This is a genomic window from Serratia proteamaculans (assembly GCF_949794035.1).
Lineage (GTDB): Bacteria > Pseudomonadota > Gammaproteobacteria > Enterobacterales > Enterobacteriaceae > Serratia > Serratia proteamaculans.
Map to the genome: position 1 here is coordinate 4,158,072 of NZ_OX461105.1, position 18,485 is coordinate 4,176,556.

Genomic DNA, 18,485 nt, shown 5'->3' on the forward strand with positions numbered 1-18,485 from the left:
TATCCGCCCTTTGCTGTTATTCCAGCTGTTGCAGCTCACCCAGCTTGCTGACCCGCCAACGGTGCTCGCAGAAATACAGCAAAGGATTATCCTGCTTGCTGTCGCTGTAGCCGCTATATAACTTGAGGGGCGCACCGAGACGCTGTTCCAACTGAACCACCTTCTGTACCCCCAGGCAACGCAGAGCCAGCACCCAACCACCGTAACGCCGTAAAATACGGCTCCCCACCAGATGTACCTGTGGCAGAAAAGCAGAGTCCTGATACACCTGCTCCACCAGTCGCTCCGGCGAACCCGTGATCAGCCATACCTGTGCATCATGCACTTCTAGGTACTGACGCAGACGCATTTGCACCACCGGGAAAGCGGTCACCTTATCGCGAAAATAACTGACAAAGCGCTGTTCCAATGCCTTTAAACGGGCCTCTGAGCGACCAAAGGTAATTGACCACAACAGCACGCTCATCGGCCAGCGGGCGGCGCGCCCCATCACCAGCAGTGTCAGCCCGACAACCGGCAACAACGGCACCACCAGCAACAGATTCAATGGCAGATGGCGTAACAAAAAACGCAAGAAACTGCCAAACATGTCTTCCTGATGCAGCGTGCCGTCCAGATCAAAGAACACCACACGGCGGCCTTCCTCGGCCTGCTGGTTCTGTTTCTCGCTCAAGCGCTACTCCTCAGGATCGTTGAATCCCATTATCCAGGTGAAAATAAATCCAGCGGCAATGGTAATCACCAGACCAGCCAGATACAACATCACCTTACCCGAGACAATGGTTAACGCCAAAGGTAAACCCGAGATGCCGAAGGTGATCACCGTCGCCACCTTCCAGTAACTGATCAGTGCACCACCCACTGCCCCGCCGAGACAGGCGGCGATAAAAGGCCTCCCCAGCGGCAAAGTCACACCGAAAATCAAGGGCTCGCCAATGCCAAGAATGCCGACCGGCAGCGCCCCTTTGATCACCTTTTTCAGGCGGGCATTACGGGTTTTCATTAATACTGCCAGCGCGGCTCCGACCTGGCCGACCCCTGCCATGGCCAAAATCGGCAACAGAGGATTAGAACCGTGCGCCTGTACCAGTTCGACGTGGATCGGCACCAGCCCCTGATGTAAACCTGACAGGACCAACGGCAGGAAAAGCCCGGACAGTACCGCGCCCACCAGCAAGCCCCCTTTATCGATCGCCAGGTTAGCACCGTGGGCGATAGCGTCCGAAATATAGCCGCCCAGCGGCTGCAGGATCACAATTGCCAACGATGCGGTGACCAGCGTGGTGATTAGCGGGTTGAGGATTAACTCAATCGACTCCGGTAGCCAATTACGCAGGCGCTTTTCCACCCAGCACATCAACGCCACCACCAGCAGTACCGCGATGACCCCGCCACGGCCAGGCTGCAACGCCTCACCAAACAGAGTGATCTGCGCCAACGCCGGGCTGGAGAGAATACCGGCCATGACGCCGCCCATCGCCTGTGAACCGCCAAACACCCTGGCGGCATTAACCCCCACCAGAATATTCATGATGGCAAATACTGCGCTGCCGAAAATCGCCAACAGCCCCAGCACGTTGGGGTAATTCACTGCCAGCTCACCGGCAATATCCGGCCGTTTCAGCAGATTAATGATGCCGGTAATCAAACCGGAAGCGATAAACGCCGGGATCAACGGAATAAAGACATCGGCCAGTTTTTTCAGCGCTCCGCTCATTGGCGCGGCATACTTTTGCTTGGCCTGCGCCTTGTTGCGGGCAACAGGATCCCCGACTGCCACCGCCGCCGGTGCGCTGGTGAGCAGTGAACGCATGGCATCCACCACCTTGGCGGCGGCCCCCGGACCCACGATGAACTGGTGCTGATCGCCCTGTTTGATATAGCCTTTAACGCCCGATAACTGTTTGAGCGCCGCTAAATCAAGGCGTTGCTCGTCGCTAACTTCGACGCGCACCCTTGTCATGCAGTTCTCCAGACGCAGGATATTTCCCTCGCCGCCAATGCCCGCCAGAATCTGTGTCGCCAGTGCCGTTGTCTTGTCCATCGCCCGCCCCAGGAGTGGTTTAGCGCGTCAATGCCGCGCGCAAATAGCCGTCGTGCTGCTGTAAGCGCTGCTGCGCCTCTTCAGCATCGATGCCGGCCAGAATCATCAGGATTGCCGGTTTGACTTCAAAACCGGTCTGCGTCAGCGCCGCTTCGGCCTGACTGCGCTCGGCACCGGTGGCTTCCACCACGATGCGGCAGGCGCGATCCACCAGTTTTACGTTGGTGGCCTTCACGTCCACCATCAGGTTTTCATAGACCTTGCCCAGCTTGACCATTGCACCGGTCGACAGCATGTTCAGCACCAGCTTCTGCGCAGTACCAGACTTCAGACGCGTTGAACCGGTCAAGGCTTCCGGCCCCACCACCGGCGAAATCGCCACCTGTGCCTCATGGGCGATCGGTGAATCCGGGTTACAGGAGATCGCTGCCGTCGCGCAGCCCAGTTGTCGTGCATAGCGCAGCGCACCTATCACATAAGGTGTGCGCCCGGACGCGGCCAGCCCGACCACCATGTCGGTAGCCGTTAAATCCAGCGCGACAAGATCGGCCTCACCCAGCGCCGCGTCGTCCTCTGCGCCCTCCACCGCTTTCAGCAGCGCGCCCGGCCCACCGGCAATCAGCCCTATCACCATGCCATGCGGCACGCCGAAGGTCGGTGGACATTCAGAAGCATCCAACACGCCAAGGCGGCCGCTGGTGCCAGCGCCCAAATAAATCAACCGACCACCGGCCCTCAGCGCCGCCGCCGCCAGATCCACTGCCTGCGCGATAGCCGGCAGCACTTTTTCAATCGCCTCCGGCACTTTGCGATCTTCCCGGTTAAAACAGCTCACCATCTCCAGCGTCGACATCTCGTCCAGCCCCATGGTGGCTGGGTTGCGGGTTTCGGATACTAATGCGCCTAAGTTCATCTCTTCACCTTTGAATTTTTAATTCACAAACTTAAATCATTATTTGAATATTTTATTCAACAAAGCGAGCGCTTTTTGCTATTTTAAAGACTCGCTCACAAAAAATTTTCACTGCGCGTTTTCGCCATCGACGTGGCAGAATGGCGTCTGGTTTTCAGGGAATTATCAATGAGTACCCTTCTTCGTATTCGCCAGATGTATCCCACGCTGGCTCAAAATGACCGCAAACTGGCGGACTTTCTGCTGCATAACGCCGAGCAGGCGCGCCATCTCAGCTCACAAAAGCTGGCCCAACTGGCTGGGATCAGTCAGTCGAGCGTGGTGAAGTTTGCTCAGAAGATGGGCTATAAAGGCTTCCCGGCGCTAAAACTGGCGCTGAGTGAAACCCTGGCACAACCGCAGACAGAACCCGCGGTGACGGTGCATAACCAGATCCTCAGCAGTGACGCCCTGAAAACCGTCGGAGAAAAACTGTTGGTAGAGAAGCAGGCAGCACTGCGCGCCACGCTGGACATCAACAGTGAGGAACGTCTGCATCAGGCGCTGGAAATGTTACGTCAGGCGCGGAGGGTTATTCTGCTGGGAATTGGCGCTTCCGGCCTGGTCGCCAAGGACTTCTCCTACAAACTGATGAAAATTGGCGTGATGGCGGTGGCCGAGCAAGATATGCATGTCCAGTTGGCAACGGTTCAGGCGCTGGATAAGCGGGATTTGCTGTTGGCAATTTCGTTCAGCGGCGAACGACGGGAAATCAACCTGGCAGCGGAAGAAGCCCGCCTGGCCGGCGCTAAAGTGCTGGCGCTCACCAGCTTCTCACCGAACGGCCTGCAACAACGCGCCGACCACTGTTTGTATACCATTGCCGAAGAACCCAATACCCGCAGCGCCGCTATTTCTTCCAGCACCGCTCAATATGCCCTCACCGACCTGCTGTTTATGGCCTTAATCCAGCACGATCTTGATCATGCCCGCAACCGAATAAAACATAGCGAACAATTAGTGAAAAAACTCGTCTGAGTCGTATAATGCCCAGGCCACAAATACCAGGATATAAAAAACATATCTAAAAATAGAGTGTGTGGTGTTTATTGTTAAAATTCCGCCAGGAATTTTAACAGGCATGGACAGCAATATATTGATAATAGAGTTTAATGAAAACACATACAGTAATTTTAAATAGAACCCACATATTCGCAACATCCCCCGTGGTCCGCAATTTTTTGCTCTTCGTTGTCGCTTCGTTGATATTAATAAAAGCGATGGGATATGGCGGCACCAAAGGGGTTGATATTCTGTTTATTTCCCTTAGCCTGTTATTATTATCTGCCATCCCCCTCACGCGATATTTTCTGGTTATCCCCTACATTATATTCTGTGCCATTTATGCCCCTGTAGGGGTGATCTACGGCCCACCTTCCGTGTCCGTGGTGTCGGCCCTGTTTCAAACCAACAGGGCGGAAGCCATCGAGTTTCTGCATGCCATACCTGCCGGCTGCTATCTGCTACCCTGCGCCACACTGCTCACATTGTTTATTCTTGCTCGCTATAGCTGGCAACGGTCACTCCCGACAAAAAAAATATTGCCATTTTTGGTAATTTTTATCGTTTTGCTGTTCGCCAGAATACTCAGCGGGGGAGTAGGAAATCTTCATTTGGTGGATTTCTTTTCCTCGCTAGTTTCTTCCTACCAAAGCTACAACCAACAAATGGCAGAAATTGATGCCAGCACGCATTCCCAACCCAGCTGGCTCCTTAATGGCGCTAATAGTAATAAGGCTAACTATGTCATTGTGGTTGGTGAAAGCATGCGCAGGGACTACATGTCATTATTCGGTTATCCGACGCCGACGACCCCCTTCCTGGATCACGTCAACGGGACCTTTTACAGTAATTATATTTCCACTGCACCGAACACCTTCGAATCTTTGCCAAGAACGTTGGCATTGAGCGAAGGGAAAAACAGTCATATTGCAGATAATATTATTACGCTGGCGAAAACCGCAGGATTACACACCCATTGGTTTTCCAACCAGGGTCTGATTGGCCAGTTTGATACGCCGATATCCAAAATAGCCATGTTCAGTGATGAGCACCAGTTCCTGAAAAAAGGGGATTACCAGTCACGCAACACCGACGACGATGAGCTATTGCCTCTGCTGCAAAGCTCATTGGCGAACAATGGTCTGGGGAATCTGTATGTTCTGCATATCATGGGTTCTCACTCGGACTTTTGCGAACGTCTCGGTGGTGAGCCGCCGGTTTTCACCAGCGATAACGCTGAGCTCGCTTGTTACCTTTCAACCTACCGCAAGACGGACCGTTTCATCGAGCATGCTTATGAAATGCTGCAGGCGACTCACTCCCCGTTTAAATTATTCTATTTCTCTGACCACGGTCTTTCCCACCGTGAGATTGACGGCAAACTTTACCTGCGCCATGGCGGTGATACCCGGCAGAATTATGAAGTTCCGCTGCTGGTGCTTTCTGATTCAGATCGGCAACGGACCCTTATTGAGGATCCTTACAGCGCCTTTGACTTTATCAGTCTGTTTGCCCAACAGGCTGGGATTACCATTGCCCAGCCACAATTGTCTTCAGCGGTAACGGCACAAAGCAAAAGGCATGTCTTCAATGGTCAGGAAATGGTTGATTTTGATCAGTTGGCCAACGACCCGCCAGAGTTACTATGACGCCCCGGTTAACCGTATTTGCCGCTACAGGTGGAAAAATGCCCGGAAAAATGGGTTTTATGATAGATTGCGCGCCTGTTCGTGTGCACCGATTAAAAGATAACTGATATGGCACTGCTGATTACCAAAAAATGCATCAACTGCGATATGTGCGAGCCGGAATGCCCTAATCAGGCCATTTCGATGGGCGATGATATCTACCAGATAGATACCGATCGCTGCACCGAATGCGTTGGCCATTACGATATTCCCACCTGTCAGCAGGTGTGCCCAATCGATAACACCATTGTGGTTGACCCGCAGCACACCGAAACCAACGAACAGCTGTGGGATAAATTTGTGGTGCTGCACCACGCCGACCGACTCTGACCGCAACGGTCAGATCAACAAGGGCGCCAACAGGCGCCCTTTTGTTTTACAGCCGGATAAGACTATTACCCTTCGATAATCACCGTAGCACAGGCATAGCGGCGTTCATCGGCCAGCGAAACGTGAATGGAGGTCACCCCCATTTCCTGCGCCAGTTCGGCGGCACGTGCATGCAGACGAATATTCGGCTTGCCGAGCCCGTCGTTGAACACTTCAAACTGATTAAACGCCAGCCCGTTGCGAATACCGGTACCAAATGCCTTGGCAACCGCCTCTTTCACCGCAAAACGCTTGGCCAAAAAGCGCACCGGCTGCTGATGCTGCTGGTACAACTGCCATTCGGCTTCGCTCAGTACGCGACGTGCCAGACGATCGCCACTGCGCTCCACGACCGCTTCTATGCGCGCCATTTCGACAATGTCGGTACCCAGCCCCAGCACTGCCATTAGCGACGCGCTTCACGCATCAGCAATTTCATGTCAGTCACCGCTGCCGGTAACCCACACATCACCGCCTGGCCGATAATAGCGTGGCCGATATTCAACTCATGCATTTCAGGCAGGGCCGCGATCGGCTGAACGTTATGGTAAGTCAGGCCATGGCCGGCGTTGACCTTCAGGCCTTTCTCAGCGGCGTAGGTCGCGGCAACTGCAATACGGCGCAGCTCGGCTTTTACTGCCAGTTCGCCTTCGGCTTCTGCATAGGCGCCGGTATGAATCTCAATATAGGGTGCACCTACAGCGACCGCCGCATCGATTTGGCGGTGATCCGGATCGATAAACAGCGAAACCAGAATGCCGGCCTTCGCCAGTTGCTCAACCGCGACGGCCATTTTGTCTTGCTGCCCGGCAACGTCCAGCCCACCTTCGGTGGTCACTTCTTCGCGTTTTTCCGGCACCAGACAACAAAAATGCGGCTTTAACTCTATGGCGATATCCAGCATCTCATCGGTCACGGCCATTTCCAGATTCATTCGGGTCTGAATGGTCTGGCGCAAAATGCGAACATCGCGATCGGTGATATGACGGCGATCTTCACGCAGGTGTACGGTGATCCCGTCGGCCCCGGCTTGCTCGGCAATAAATGCCGCCTGTACCGGATCCGGGTATTGGGTTCCGCGCGCGTTACGTAACGTGGCGATGTGATCGATATTGACGCCCAGCAGCAAATCAGCCATGACAACCCTCTAAAAAACGATTTTCAGTGGCCGTAGTTTACACGCGGGGACAGTGCTGCAAAAGGGGAAAAGGTCAGGCGTCGTCGACCGGCGAATCCGGCTGTTTGCGGACAAACTGACGAAACAGCTCGCGGCTCTTCAGCGGTTTACCGCCCAGGTAAGGTTTGAGCGCCATGCGGGTGAAACGTTTGGCTGCACGTAAGGTGTGCACATCGGGAAACTGGCGCTCCGCCAATGCGCGCAACTCGCGGCCGGTAAAGCTGTAATGATCAACCACCAGGCTGGCGATAAAGCCTTTTTCTTCGCGGTAACGATAGGTCATGCCGTCATCTACCGGCAGGCCGCTGCCGGCGCAGTGCAGGAAGTCCAGGCCGTAGCCCAGGTGATTCAGCAAGGCCAATTCGAACTGTCGCAGCGCCTGTTCCGGCGAAACATCTTCTGCCGCCAGCGCCTGCAAACATTGCAGATAATCGAAGAATAGTACCGAGTAGTTGGCTTCCTGCTCCAGCACCCGTGACAGCAGTTCATTCACGTACAGGCCGCTGTACAGCATCATGCCGCTGAGGGGTAAACCGAGGGAGACCGCTTCGGCGTTGCGCAGCGTTTTGACTTCGCCACGACCGCCCCAGCGCACCAGCAGGGGAGTAAAGGGTTGCAGGCAACCCTTTAGATTGGAACGGCGGCTGCGCGCGCCTTTTGCCAGCAAACGCACCCGCCCATGACCTTCGGTAAACATATCCAGCATCAGGCTGGTTTCACTGTACGGTCGTCCATGCAGGACGAAAGCGCGCTCCCAGCCGTCCATTGGATAGTTTATTTCAGGTCGTCGGTATAGCCCAGGCTACGCAACGCACGTTCGTCGTCCGCCCAGCCCGATTTCACTTTCACCCACAGTTCCAGATGCACTTTGGTTTCAAACATCTGTTCCATATCCTGACGGGCTTCGATACCGATGGTTTTGATCTTCGAGCCCTTGTTGCCGATGACCATTTTCTTCTGGCCTTCGCGCTCAACCAGGATCAGCCCGTGCACGTTGTAACCACCGCGCTCGTTCGGCACAAATTGTTCGATCTCAACCGTCACCGAGTAAGGCAGTTCTTCACCCAGGAAACGCATCAGCTTTTCACGGATGATTTCCGACGCCATAAAGCGCTGGGAACGGTCGGTGATGTAATCGTCCGGGAAGTGGTGTTCCGCTTCCGGCAGCACCTTGCGCGCGATAGCCGCGATAGTGTCCACGTTCATGCCTTTTTCGGCAGAAATTGGCACCACGTCGAGGAAATTCATCTGCTGGCTGAGGAACGCAATGTGCGGCAACAGCTTGGATTTGTCGGTAACGTTGTCGACCTTGTTGATCGCCAGCAGGACCGGACTTTTCAGGTTGCGCAGCTTGTTGACCACCATTTCATCATCGGCAGTCCAGTTAGTGCCTTCTACCACGAAGATCACCAGCTCGACGTCGCCGATTGAGCTGCTGGCCGCACGGTTCATCAAACGGTTGATGGCGCGCTTTTCTTCGATATGCAGACCCGGGGTGTCAACGTAGATGGCCTGATAGGCGCCATCGGTATCGATACCCATAATGCGGTGACGGGTCGTCTGTGGTTTACGCGAGGTGATGGAGACTTTTTGCCCCAGCAGTTGGTTCAGCAACGTGGATTTGCCCACGTTGGGACGACCGACTATCGCAATAAAACCACAGTATTGTTTTTCTTCGCTCATTCAAGCTCCAGCTTTATTAACGCTTGTTCCGCTGCCGCTTGTTCGGCTTTACGGCGGCTTGAGCCGGTTCCCACTACGGGTTCGCTCAAACCACTCACCTGACAGTGGATAGTAAACTCCTGATCGTGCGCCTCACCGCGAACCTGCACCACCAGATAAGAAGGTAACGGCAGATGACGACCCTGTAAAAACTCCTGCAAACGGGTTTTTGGGTCTTTCTGCTTATCACCAGGGCTGATTTCGTCCAACCGGCTGCGATACCAGTCCAAAATCAGTCGTTCAACAGTTTGGATATCACTGTCCAGGAACACACCGCCAATTAAGGCTTCCACCGTATCCGCCAGGATTGATTCGCGGCGGAATCCACCACTTTTCAGCTCACCCGGGCCGAGACGCAGACATTCGCCCAGATCGAACTCACGTCCCATCTCCGCCAGCGTATTACCGCGCACCAGCGTGGCGCGCATGCGGCTCATATCGCCCTCGTCTACGCGAGGGAAACGCTGGAACAGCGCATTGGCGATGACAAAACTGAGAATGGAGTCACCCAGAAACTCAAGACGTTCATTGTGTTTACTGCTGGCGCTACGGTGAGTTAACGCTTGCAGTAAGAGCTCCTGCTGTTGAAAAGTGTAGCCCAGCTTCCGCTGCAGCCTATTTATTACGATGGGATTCATGAGTTACCAATAGATCAAGAATGCGTCAAAAACTTGCAGCATACGGAACAGGCCTGCTTCGCTGAAAGCCAATCCAAAGCTGTTTCGTTTGCAGTGGCCCCCAACAGGGAGCCAACTTTTTATCGCTCGAGCCGGTATTCTACAACGAGTGGAAATATAATGCTGCGTTAATAGACGCTGGATTAATGAATTCCACCGATGCGGCTAAATCTTACGCCGGTAGGCCATTCGCCTTCCTGCTTTTCAAAACTCATCCAGATAGCCGTGGCCTTACCAACCAGATTTTTCTCTGGTACGAAGCCCCAATAACGGCTGTCGGCGCTGTTGTCGCGGTTATCACCCATCATGAAGTAATGACCCGCTGGTACAACCCACTCCGCCAACTGTTTACCCGGCTGCTGGTAATAAGCGCCCACCTGATCCTGCGTGCCCGGCACGGTCAGAATATGGTGAGAAACATTACCCAGACTTTCCTGGCGTTCACGCAGACGGATGCCACCCTGCGGCACGTTTTCGCTCAGCGGGATTTGGTAGAAACCGTTGCTGGCTTCGCCCATGCCGCTGCGGCTGAACAACTGGACAAAGTCGCTTGGCTGCGCATCGTTGTAAGTCACGGCCAATGCGGTATCGCATGACTGCCCGCTGTTACACGAAGGCTGAACGGTCACACGCTTATTGATCGGATCATAACTCACACGGTCGCCCGGCAGGCCAATCACACGCTTGATATAATCCAGTTTCGGATCCAGCGGATATTTAAATACCGCAATATCACCGCGTTTCGGATGACCGGTTTCAATTAGCGTGGTCTGGGTAATAGGATCTTTAATGCCGTAGGCATATTTCTCCACCAGAATAAAATCGCCAATCAACAACGTCGGCATCATAGAACCGGACGGGATCTGGAAAGGTTCGTAAATAAACGAACGCACCACAAAGACCAGCAACAATACCGGGAAAACCGACGCGCCGGTTTCAATCCAACCCGGTTGTTTCGCCACTTTTGCCAGCGTTTTATCGTCTACAGCGCCCGCAGTCTGTGCATTCACCGCCGCAATCTTGGCTTGGCGGGCCGGCGCCCATCTGAAGCGCTCAAAGGCCCAGATGATCCCGGTAACCAATGTGGCCAGTGCCAGGATCAGGGCAAACATATTCGCCATGCAAACTCCCTAGTTACGCGACTCTATCGCTGTTACTTACTTGTCCTTGCCAACGTGCAGAATGGCCAGGAACGCTTCTTGCGGCAACTCTACGTTACCGACCTGCTTCATGCGTTTCTTACCGTCTTTCTGTTTCTGCAACAGCTTCTTCTTACGGCTGACGTCACCGCCATAGCATTTCGCCAGAACGTTTTTACGCAGCTGTTTCACCGTCGCACGCGCGATGATATGGGTTCCGATAGCGGCCTGAATGGCAATATCGAACTGCTGACGTGGGATCAGCTCTTTCATCTTCTCTACCAGCTCACGGCCACGGTACTGCGAGTTGTCGCGGTGAGTGATCAGCGCCAGCGCATCCACGCGCTCGTTGTTGATCAGCACGTCGACACGCACCATGTCAGAGGTCTGGAAGCGTTTGAAGTTGTAATCCAGTGACGCGTAACCACGCGAGGTGGATTTCAGACGGTCGAAGAAGTCGAGCACCACTTCCGCCATCGGGATTTCGTAGGTCAGCGCAACCTGGTTACCGTGGTAAACCATGTTGGTCTGCACACCACGTTTCTCGATACACAGGGTGATCACGTTACCCAGGAATTCCTGCGGCATCAGCATGTGACATTCGGCGATCGGTTCACGCAGCTCTTCGATGTTATTCAGTGGCGGCAGCTTGGATGGGCTATCAACGTAGATAGTCTCTTTGCTGGTGGTTTCCACTTCATACACTACCGTTGGCGCGGTGGTGATCAATTCCAGATCGTATTCACGCTCCAGACGCTCCTGAATGATCTCCATGTGCAGCAGGCCGAGGAAGCCACAGCGGAAGCCGAAGCCCAACGCGGTGGAGCTCTCTGGCTCGTAGAACAGGGAGGCGTCGTTCAGGCTCAGTTTGCCCAGCGCGTCGCGGAAGGATTCATAGTCGTCGGAGCTGATCGGGAACAGGCCCGCATAAACCTGCGGCTTCACTTTCTTGAAGCCCGGCAAGGCTTTGTCTGCCGGTTGACGAGCCAGTGTCAGGGTATCGCCCACCGGTGCGCCAAGGATGTCTTTAATTGCACAGACCAACCAGCCTACTTCACCACAGTTCAACACGTCGCGATCGACACGTTTCGGGGTAAAGATGCCCAGGCGATCGGCATTATAGGTTTGGCCGGTGCTCATGACCTTGATCTTGTCGCCCTTGCGCATGGTGCCGTTCTTAACGCGCACCAGGGAAACGACACCCAGGTAGTTATCGAACCAGGAGTCGATGATCAGTGCCTGCAATGGCGCTTCCGGATCGCCTGCCGGGCCCGGAATATCACGCACCAGGCGTTCGAGCACTTCTGGCACGCCGACGCCGGTTTTGGCCGAGCAACGCACCGCATCGGTAGCGTCGATGCCAACGATATCTTCAATTTCCTGCGCAGCGCGATCGGGATCGGCAGCCGGCAAGTCAATTTTGTTCAGTACCGGCACCACTTCCAGATTCATATCCAGTGCGGTGTAGCAGTTAGCCAGCGTCTGGGCTTCTACGCCCTGCCCGGCATCGACCACCAGCAGTGCGCCTTCACAGGCGGCCAGTGAACGGGAAACTTCGTAGGAGAAGTCAACGTGTCCAGGCGTGTCGATAAAGTTGAGCTGGTAGGTTTGGCCATCCTGCGCCTTATAATCCAGCGTCACGCTTTGCGCTTTAATGGTGATGCCGCGCTCGCGCTCAAGATCCATAGAATCGAGCACCTGTGCGGCCATTTCACGTTCGGACAAGCCACCGCAAATTTGGATAATACGGTCGGACAGCGTCGACTTACCGTGGTCAATGTGGGCAATAATGGAGAAATTTCGTATATGCTTCATTATAAAAGTTTTTCTGCCTTGGTATTTCTGAATTACTCGCCTATAGAAACCCGCATGGACCTAAAGCGACAGTGAATGGGTTCGGCCGTCTTGCGCCTGAATCGCTGCATTCTACATGCCACAACACTGAAAACCTAGCGATCGGTGCAGTGAAGGCATTCTATTATGTACACTTTAATGTTACAGGGCGCTCCGGGTTATGAAAGCAGATGTTAACAAAACCCAACGCAGTCAAAACGGTCAGTTATGACAACCTTTCCTTCCCCTATCCCCTCACCTGCCGCCTGCGGGATCGGGCGTTAATACATAACCGCCAATAACGCAATAAACCCCCTCCTAATTCTGGATAAAATAATATCTGGATCAACATCTTAGAATTGCACTTCACTCTCCAGGCTTTAGGAAAAACCCGATATACGCTGACCGGCTGCTTCTATAGAAATGTGGGTGAACACCGCGATAAAACATAATTCAGGGCACTACATCGGCATGCCCACCGGGGTTCATCAGCCTATCTCTGCGTATTGATTGGAAGGTGCAAAATGATCGATAAAGGGCCAATGCTGAGCCGGCACGATTTTTCAAAGGTCAATTGGGGCATTCTGGCAGCGGCAGCGCTGTTGTTAACTCTCGGTGCGGCACTGCTGTTACTGCCACTACTGAGCAACATGGATGAAAATGAGGTACTGACCTTACTGCAAACCGGCGCAGCAACTATTGTACTCGGCTGCATTCTGCTGGCGCTGCGCCATTGTCTGCGGCCAACGTTGACCTATCGCCTGTACGAGCACGGTGTTCGGGTGATTAACCCGCATAGTCATAAAGAACGATTTATCCCCTTTGAAAAAATCGGTGATATTTATCGTTTTCGCGGTGGGCGTCTGTTTGGTGGGGTATTCGATGTGATGGCTTTTCGCACCTCGGTTGAACAGCCCTGGTGCCCGGTATTCAGCAATGTTTCCCATTCCTGGCGGCTGGCAGATACCATTATCGCTCAGCAGATCCAACAGCGTGGGCCGCAAGCCTTAAATGCGCTGTATCAGGGGGAAATGCTGTCGTTTCACTACCTCAGCTGCGGCGCTCGCTGGCTGAATCAATTACTGCCTGGACAGCGGAAACGGCCGTCAACCCAAACACTGAGTCTGAGCTCAACGGCACTGATCACGGCACAGGGATCTATCCCGATTGAGCAGATCCGCGAACTGGAAAATAATCCGCAGCGCGGCACTATTCGCCTGTTGGATAATCAGGGCAATGCGTTATTTACCATCGGATATTTTTCGCTGCTCAGCGCCGATCTGTTTATCGCGCTGCTGGAACATATGATCTACACCCGCATCACCGCCTACCATAACCCGGCGATGACGCGGCAGCAGTTTTAAAGCTGAGGTGAGTTTTCCGTCTGCAGGCGCATGGCCCCAGGCGGTAAACCAATTTGCAGAACGATGGGTTGGTAATTCGCCTGTTCACCGAGACGATGTGCCAGACTGCGTGCCAGCATAAAGGCCGCAACCCCGCCAAGCAGTGCGCCCAGCGCGGCAGATGCATCGGTGCCCAGCCAGTATTGCAACAGGCTGCCCCCCAGCATCATGCCCAGCAGCGGCGTCAGATAAACCAGCATGGCTGAACGCAATAGGCTGCCTTCAGCAATGCCCACCTCAACCCGCTGGCCCGGCTCGAGCGGCTGCTCAATACGCACCTGCAGTTGGTGTTCAGTTTCCGGCACCAGCTCATTCAACGCGCGTGCGCCACAGCCAGAACGGGCCGTACAACTGCCACATCCTGCTTTCGGCTCACAGCGCAGCAGCGCAACACCTTGTTGCCACGAAACAACCGTGGCCCACTCTTTCATCATTGTGGTGGCACCTTGAAGGAAATGCTGTCAGCAATTCGTTTAGCCGTCGCCGGCGGCAATTCGCCAACGATAGTGATCTCATTGCCGTTACGGACTTCGGTCTGGATAGTGCGACGCCCCTGACGATAATACTGCTGACCGGCACCGCTGCCCGCAGGGCTGACGTTAACCGAGAAGCTGAACAGACCATCGCTGTAGAGCCGCGATTCAACAGGTTCAGTCACGTTCGGCAGTTTGCGGCGGTTACGTGCAATTTCATCCACCCCAGCCGGTAACCAGCCCGTGCTCCAGCTCAGCTTGATTTTATCCACTGCAGGAAGCGACAACAACGGTGGCAGGCTAGCCTTGATCAGCCCCTCCATTGCACTTTGCACCTGCGGCCCGACCACGAACGAAATCACCCGGTATTGCTCCAGCGTTTCGCCGTCGCGGTCGATCAAATCCACCCTCAGCGGCAGCTTGGTGGCTTCATCCATCCAGACAATATAGCTATAGCGTGAACCATCGCGAGCCACCACGCGGATCACTTCGCAGGGACGATCGGAAATGCGGGTGCTGCCGACGGAGATGAAATCGTAATATTTCGCCAGGCGGTCAAAATCAGCATAAACAATGGCCGGCAACGCATCGACGATGTGATCGCCAGACAGCGTGAAGGGCTCCAGGCCGGGTTCGAAATAGCTGATCCCCCCGCCGCGCTGCAGTACTTCACGGCGTGGGCCGTCCATATGCAGTAATTGGCCGAGCGGCTGCTGGTCGATCATCGCGTGGCGGTAGCGCAGCGATTCGATCCCCTGCTTGCTGATGCTGATATAGGCGAGTTCATAATTGAGCGAACGGCTGGCACTGCTCATCTGTTGTAACAACGCCCCGGACGCAGAGGGCTGCGCCGGGGCGATGTTTGAGTAGAGCAGGCTGCCCGTCAATAGACAGACGGAGAACCAAAGTTGCTTCATTACTGCTGTTGCATTCCTAAAGACTGAGTTCCGGGTACCTGAACGGCAGCCTGTTGTGGGGTGCTTTGCTCAAGCTGCAGTCGATCAGAATGCAAACGACGTTGCAACTCATAATCTTGCAGCATAGCGTTAATGCGTTTGCGTTGTTCCTGCACCTGCTGCTGTTGACCGCTGCCGGTGGAGAAACTGTCTGCCGGCACGCCAAGGCTAACCGGTGACGCCTGCCCCATGATCGGCAGGGTATTGAATGCCGGTGATTCAGCAGCGCCAGATTGTGCAGCCGGTTGATTGTATTGTTGGACGCCTACAATCACCGCCAGCGACACACATGCCGCCATACCAATCTGTGTGATCTGGCTAGCCCAAGGGCGAACTTTGTGCCAGAACGGCATTTTCTGCCAGGTGTGCGGTTGCGGCTGAGATTCTGGAACTGCAGAAGGAACCAGACGTGCAGGTTCTTTCTCAAGTGCAGCAGCAACACGATCTGCGATATCGAGATGCATGACTTGTCCGATATCACCCCGTAGTGTGTCACGTATCAGGTGATAGCTCTGCCAGCTTTGTTGAAGCGCCCTGTCTTTAGACAATGAACTCAGTAGCTCGCTGTCGAGCGATTCTCCATCCATCAGAGCGGAAAGCTTTTCTTTCTGCATGCCTAAGTACCCTTCCTGTGTTCGCCATTGCTAACGTTGAATCAGCGGTTGAACTTTATTATCGATAGCCTCCCTGGCGCGGAAAATACGCGAACGTACGGTTCCGACCGGGCAATCCATGATGGCAGCTATTTCTTCGTAGCTTAGACCATCCAACTCCCGCAGGGTAATCGCCATGCGAAGATCCTCAGGGAGAGACTCAATGGTACGGAAAACTATCTGTCTCAGTTCTTCTGACAACATTAAGTTCTCAGGGTTCGAAATTTCTTTCAGTGCACCCGCACTTTCGTAATTTTCGGCATCGTTGGCATCCACATCGCTGGATGGCGGACGACGGCCCTGAGCCACTAAATAATTTTTTGCCGTATTCACAGCAATTCGATACAACCAGGTATAGAAAGCGCTATCCCCACGGAATGATTCCAGTGCGCGATAGGCTTTAATAAACGACTCCTGTACCACATCCGGCACATCGCCCTGCGGTACATACCGGGAAACGAGACTCGCCACTTTATGCTGGTAACGAATCACCAGTAAGTTAAACGATTTCTGATCGCCCTTTTGGACCCGCTCAACCAGAACTTGATCCGTTAACTGCTCGCTCATCCGAGGTAAACTCTCCCCAAATCCGTCTCCACGCGTAAAGTTGTACTGCCAGCCATACATTATTTTCCTGAGCAAGCACTCGCTTGGAGTTCATACAGAACACGAAGTTCCGTATTGCCATTGTTTTTTATGTTGATGTCACCCATCCGTGGCTTTTGCCCGGACAATTAGGCTAACATGAATTTCACTCTTCTTCTGCACACATCATACGCTATGCAACCATCATCTGAACATGTTAGCGATGTACTGATCGTCGGCAGCGGTGCTGCCGGCCTGTCACTGGCGTTGCGCCTGGCGCAGCATTGCAAGGTTACCGTACTCAGCAAGGGGCCACTCAACGAAGGCGCCACCTTTTATGCCCAAGGCGGGATCGCCGCGGTTTTCGATGAAACGGACAGCATTGCCTCACACGTTGATGACACTTTGATTGCCGGAGCCGGTCTGTGTGACAAAGATGCGGTTGAGTTTATCGCCGGCAATGCTCGCCACTGCGTGCAGTGGTTGATCGATCAGGGAGTCTTGTTCGACACCGAGGTCAACGCTCAGGGCGAGGCACATTACCACCTGACGCGGGAAGGCGGGCACAGCCATCGCCGTATCCTGCATGCCGCTGATGCTACTGGCAAAGAAGTAGAGACCACCCTGGTTGGGAAAGCAAGCAACCACCCGAATATTTGCGTGATGGAACGCCGTAATGCGGTCGATCTGATCACTTCAAACAAAATTGGCCTGCCGGGCACCCGTCGCGTGGTCGGTGCCTATGTCTGGAACCGCGAACGGGAGCAGGTAGAAACTTACCGCGCCAAAACGGTCGTGCTGGCGACCGGTGGTGCGGCCAAGGTGTATCAATACACCACCAACCCGGATATCTCTTCCGGAGACGGCATCGCCATGGCCTGGCGCGCCGGTTGCCGGGTCGCCAACCTTGAATTCAACCAGTTCCACCCGACCTGCCTGTTCCACCCGCAGGCACGTAACTTCCTGCTGACCGAAGCGTTACGCGGTGAAGGGGCTTATCTGAAGCGCCCGGACGGCAGCCGCTTTATGCCCGATTTTGACCCACGCGGCGAACTGGCACCGCGAGACGTCGTGGCACGCGCCATCGACCATGAAATGAAGCGTCTGGGTGCGGACTGCATGTATCTGGACATCAGCCATAAGCCAGCCGAATTCATTACCCAGCATTTCCCGATGATCCATGAAAAACTGCTGACGCTGGGCTTTGACCTGACAAGCCAGCCGATCCCTATCGTCCCCGCAGCGCACTATACCTGTGGCGGCGTGATGGTCGATCAGCACGGTCGCACCGATCTGGACGGGCTGTACGCCATTGGCGAGGTTAGCTACACCGGCCTGCACGGGGCCAACCGCATGGCGTCAAACTCACTGCTGGAATGCCTGGTTTATGGCTGGTCGGCGGCAGAAGACATCATGACGCGTCTGCCGTTTATCAAGCTGGCCAAACAGCTACCGCAGTGGGATGAAAGCCGGGTGGATGATGCCGATGAGCGAGTTGTGATCCAGCACAACTGGCATGAGCTGCGGCTGTTTATGTGGGACTACGTAGGGATCGTGCGCACCACCAAACGACTGGAGCGCGCGCTGCGCCGCATCAATACGTTGCAGGCAGAAATTGACGAGTACTACGCCAACTTCCGCATCTCCAACAACCTGTTGGAACTGCGTAATTTGGTGCAGGTGGCAGAATTAATCGTCCGCAGCGCCATGGAGCGTAAAGAAAGCCGCGGGTTGCACTACACGCTGGACTACCCGGATCTGCTGCCGGAAGCGCTACCGACCATCCTGCAACCATAATGATACCGTCAGGGC

The 18,485-nt window shown here is 54.4% G+C and carries 19 protein-coding genes; 5 read left to right on the forward strand and 14 right to left on the reverse strand.

Annotated features, from left to right (window positions below; genetic code table 11):
- Positions 1-16: 16 nt before the first annotated feature.
- From yfhb to murQ, 3 genes are read right to left on the reverse strand one after another with little or no spacing between them, the layout of a single operon-like run.
- Positions 17-673 (reverse strand): phosphatidylglycerophosphatase C, encoded by a 657-nt coding sequence (yfhb, locus tag QOT07_RS19310; protein ID WP_283603773.1) that lies wholly within the window; start codon positions 671-673, stop codon positions 17-19.
- 3 nt (positions 674-676) lie between these two features.
- A complete protein-coding gene (locus tag QOT07_RS19315) occupies positions 677-2,044 on the reverse strand; it encodes a PTS transporter subunit EIIC (RefSeq protein ID WP_261417000.1) in 1,368 nt (455 codons plus the stop codon).
- Positions 2,045-2,063: 19 nt separating this feature from the next.
- Entirely contained in the window at positions 2,064-2,957 is an 894-nt protein-coding gene (gene murQ / locus QOT07_RS19320; protein ID WP_099062697.1) for an N-acetylmuramic acid 6-phosphate etherase, read from the reverse strand.
- Between the two features lie 168 nt (positions 2,958-3,125).
- On the opposite strand from murQ, the gene QOT07_RS19325 reads away from it, so the two are divergent.
- From QOT07_RS19325 to QOT07_RS19335, 3 genes are all read left to right on the forward strand, one after another.
- Positions 3,126-3,974 carry a MurR/RpiR family transcriptional regulator gene (locus QOT07_RS19325; protein ID WP_099062698.1) on the forward strand — a complete coding sequence of 283 codons (849 nt, stop codon included), beginning with the start codon at positions 3,126-3,128 and terminating at the stop codon, positions 3,972-3,974.
- Between the two features lie 134 nt (positions 3,975-4,108).
- Positions 4,109-5,647, forward strand: a complete 1,539-nt coding sequence (locus tag QOT07_RS19330) for a phosphoethanolamine transferase family protein (protein WP_099062699.1) — start codon at positions 4,109-4,111, stop codon at positions 5,645-5,647.
- A 108-nt stretch (positions 5,648-5,755) separates the two neighbouring features.
- A complete protein-coding gene (locus QOT07_RS19335) occupies positions 5,756-6,016 on the forward strand; it encodes a YfhL family 4Fe-4S dicluster ferredoxin (RefSeq protein ID WP_099062700.1) in 261 nt (86 codons plus the stop codon).
- Positions 6,017-6,081: 65 nt separating this feature from the next.
- On the opposite strand, the gene acpS is transcribed toward QOT07_RS19335, so the two are convergent.
- From acpS to lepA, 7 genes are all read right to left on the reverse strand, one after another.
- Positions 6,082-6,462: a holo-ACP synthase gene (acpS, locus tag QOT07_RS19340; protein ID WP_099062701.1), complete on the reverse strand. Its 381-nt coding sequence runs from the start codon at positions 6,460-6,462 to the stop codon at positions 6,082-6,084.
- A complete protein-coding gene (gene pdxJ / locus QOT07_RS19345) occupies positions 6,462-7,193 on the reverse strand; it encodes a pyridoxine 5'-phosphate synthase (RefSeq protein WP_012146372.1) in 732 nt (243 codons plus the stop codon). The genes acpS and pdxJ overlap by 1 nt, the downstream gene beginning before the upstream one ends.
- 73 nt (positions 7,194-7,266) lie before the next feature.
- A complete protein-coding gene (recO, locus tag QOT07_RS19350) occupies positions 7,267-7,998 on the reverse strand; it encodes a DNA repair protein RecO (RefSeq protein WP_099062702.1) in 732 nt (243 codons plus the stop codon).
- Positions 7,999-8,006: 8 nt separating this feature from the next.
- Positions 8,007-8,915, reverse strand: coding sequence for a GTPase Era (era, locus tag QOT07_RS19355; RefSeq protein WP_085118353.1), 909 nt, complete (start codon positions 8,913-8,915; stop codon positions 8,007-8,009).
- Entirely contained in the window at positions 8,912-9,592 is a 681-nt protein-coding gene (gene rnc, locus QOT07_RS19360) for a ribonuclease III (protein ID WP_012146375.1), read from the reverse strand. Before rnc ends, era begins: the two co-directional genes overlap by 4 nt.
- Before the next feature lie 182 nt (positions 9,593-9,774).
- Positions 9,775-10,752 carry a signal peptidase I gene (lepB, locus tag QOT07_RS19365; protein WP_099062703.1) on the reverse strand — a complete coding sequence of 326 codons (978 nt, stop codon included), beginning with the start codon at positions 10,750-10,752 and terminating at the stop codon, positions 9,775-9,777.
- A gap of 36 nt (positions 10,753-10,788) precedes the next feature.
- Entirely contained in the window at positions 10,789-12,585 is a 1,797-nt protein-coding gene (lepA, locus tag QOT07_RS19370; RefSeq protein WP_099062704.1) for a translation elongation factor 4, read from the reverse strand.
- A 542-nt stretch (positions 12,586-13,127) separates the two neighbouring features.
- Here lepA and QOT07_RS19375 point away from each other — a divergent pair.
- A complete protein-coding gene (locus QOT07_RS19375) occupies positions 13,128-13,967 on the forward strand; it encodes a hypothetical protein (protein ID WP_099062705.1) in 840 nt (279 codons plus the stop codon).
- Here QOT07_RS19375 and rseC read toward each other — a convergent pair.
- Genes rseC through rpoE form a run of 4 tightly spaced genes read right to left on the reverse strand, consistent with a single transcriptional unit; the run spans position 13,964 to position 16,655 of the window.
- Positions 13,964-14,440 carry a SoxR-reducing system protein RseC gene (rseC, locus tag QOT07_RS19380; protein ID WP_099062706.1) on the reverse strand — a complete coding sequence of 159 codons (477 nt, stop codon included), beginning with the start codon at positions 14,438-14,440 and terminating at the stop codon, positions 13,964-13,966. The genes QOT07_RS19375 and rseC overlap by 4 nt on opposite strands.
- Positions 14,437-15,396, reverse strand: coding sequence for a sigma-E factor regulatory protein RseB (rseB, locus tag QOT07_RS19385; protein ID WP_099062707.1), 960 nt, complete (start codon positions 15,394-15,396; stop codon positions 14,437-14,439). The genes rseC and rseB overlap by 4 nt, the downstream gene beginning before the upstream one ends.
- On the reverse strand, positions 15,396-16,049 hold the full coding sequence (gene rseA, locus QOT07_RS19390; protein WP_112348580.1) for an anti-sigma-E factor RseA: 654 nt from the start codon (positions 16,047-16,049) through the stop codon (positions 15,396-15,398). The genes rseB and rseA overlap by 1 nt, the downstream gene beginning before the upstream one ends.
- A gap of 30 nt (positions 16,050-16,079) precedes the next feature.
- Positions 16,080-16,655 carry an RNA polymerase sigma factor RpoE gene (gene rpoE, locus QOT07_RS19395; protein ID WP_012146382.1) on the reverse strand — a complete coding sequence of 192 codons (576 nt, stop codon included), beginning with the start codon at positions 16,653-16,655 and terminating at the stop codon, positions 16,080-16,082.
- A gap of 213 nt (positions 16,656-16,868) precedes the next feature.
- Here rpoE and nadB point away from each other — a divergent pair, with 213 nt between their 5' ends.
- On the forward strand, positions 16,869-18,470 hold the full coding sequence (gene nadB, locus QOT07_RS19400; RefSeq protein ID WP_170925066.1) for an L-aspartate oxidase: 1,602 nt from the start codon (positions 16,869-16,871) through the stop codon (positions 18,468-18,470).
- Positions 18,471-18,485: the final 15 nt, after the last annotated feature.

What these genes read in the sequence shown, in the direction of transcription:
- QOT07_RS19315 (WP_261417000.1), bottom strand. Translation starts at nt 2,044, where the DNA reads ATGGACAAGACAACGGCACTGGCGACACAGATTCTGGCGGGCATTGGC.
- murQ (WP_099062697.1), bottom strand. Translation starts at nt 2,957, where the DNA reads ATGAACTTAGGCGCATTAGTATCCGAAACCCGCAACCCAGCCACCATG.
- QOT07_RS19325 (WP_099062698.1), top strand. Translation starts at nt 3,126, where the DNA reads ATGAGTACCCTTCTTCGTATTCGCCAGATGTATCCCACGCTGGCTCAA.
- QOT07_RS19330 (WP_099062699.1), top strand. Translation starts at nt 4,109, where the DNA reads ATGAAAACACATACAGTAATTTTAAATAGAACCCACATATTCGCAACA.
- QOT07_RS19335 (WP_099062700.1), top strand. Translation starts at nt 5,756, where the DNA reads ATGGCACTGCTGATTACCAAAAAATGCATCAACTGCGATATGTGCGAG.
- acpS (WP_099062701.1), bottom strand. Translation starts at nt 6,462, where the DNA reads ATGGCAGTGCTGGGGCTGGGTACCGACATTGTCGAAATGGCGCGCATA.
- pdxJ (WP_012146372.1), bottom strand. Translation starts at nt 7,193, where the DNA reads ATGGCTGATTTGCTGCTGGGCGTCAATATCGATCACATCGCCACGTTA.
- recO (WP_099062702.1), bottom strand. Translation starts at nt 7,998, where the DNA reads ATGGACGGCTGGGAGCGCGCTTTCGTCCTGCATGGACGACCGTACAGT.
- era (WP_085118353.1), bottom strand. Translation starts at nt 8,915, where the DNA reads ATGAGCGAAGAAAAACAATACTGTGGTTTTATTGCGATAGTCGGTCGT.
- rnc (WP_012146375.1), bottom strand. Translation starts at nt 9,592, where the DNA reads ATGAATCCCATCGTAATAAATAGGCTGCAGCGGAAGCTGGGCTACACT.
- lepB (WP_099062703.1), bottom strand. Translation starts at nt 10,752, where the DNA reads ATGGCGAATATGTTTGCCCTGATCCTGGCACTGGCCACATTGGTTACC.
- lepA (WP_099062704.1), bottom strand. Translation starts at nt 12,585, where the DNA reads ATGAAGCATATACGAAATTTCTCCATTATTGCCCACATTGACCACGGT.
- QOT07_RS19375 (WP_099062705.1), top strand. Translation starts at nt 13,128, where the DNA reads ATGATCGATAAAGGGCCAATGCTGAGCCGGCACGATTTTTCAAAGGTC.
- rseC (WP_099062706.1), bottom strand. Translation starts at nt 14,440, where the DNA reads ATGATGAAAGAGTGGGCCACGGTTGTTTCGTGGCAACAAGGTGTTGCG.
- rseB (WP_099062707.1), bottom strand. Translation starts at nt 15,396, where the DNA reads ATGAAGCAACTTTGGTTCTCCGTCTGTCTATTGACGGGCAGCCTGCTC.
- rseA (WP_112348580.1), bottom strand. Translation starts at nt 16,049, where the DNA reads ATGCAGAAAGAAAAGCTTTCCGCTCTGATGGATGGAGAATCGCTCGAC.
- rpoE (WP_012146382.1), bottom strand. Translation starts at nt 16,655, where the DNA reads ATGAGCGAGCAGTTAACGGATCAAGTTCTGGTTGAGCGGGTCCAAAAG.
- nadB (WP_170925066.1), top strand. Translation starts at nt 16,869, where the DNA reads ATGCAACCATCATCTGAACATGTTAGCGATGTACTGATCGTCGGCAGC.